The following is a 293-nucleotide window of genomic DNA, read 5'->3' as shown; positions in this document are numbered from 1 at the left end:
GGGGTTCTCGCTGCCGACCGTCGAGGCGCTCGCCTGCGGCACCCCGGTGGTCGCGAGCCGTGCCGGCGCACTGCCCGAGGTCGTCGGTGACGCGGGCGTGCTGGTCGAACCGGGGGACGTCGAACAGTTGGTGACGCAGATCGGCGCGCTGCTGCGCTCGCCCGAGCGCCGGGAGCACTTCGCCCGCATCGGTCGGGAGCGCGCTGTGGAGCGGTTCAGCTGGGTGTCGGTCGCCCGTGCCACGGTAGAGGCCTACGAGCGCGAGATCGCGCGCGTCGAGAGGAAGAAGAGAC

At 72.7% G+C, this 293-nt stretch carries 1 protein-coding gene; it reads left to right on the top strand.

Going from position 1 to position 293, the window contains the following annotated elements:
- The coding region (locus D9V41_RS17410; protein ID WP_121795653.1) for a glycosyltransferase at positions 1 to 293 on the top strand (293 nt) is incomplete at both ends.

Origin of the sequence: Aeromicrobium phragmitis (assembly GCF_003674095.1) — a bacterium.
Taxonomy (GTDB): domain Bacteria; phylum Actinomycetota; class Actinomycetes; order Propionibacteriales; family Nocardioidaceae; genus Aeromicrobium; species Aeromicrobium phragmitis.
The sequence above is the reverse complement of the archived record's forward strand: the minus strand, read 5'-3'. Positions and strand labels throughout refer to the sequence as shown.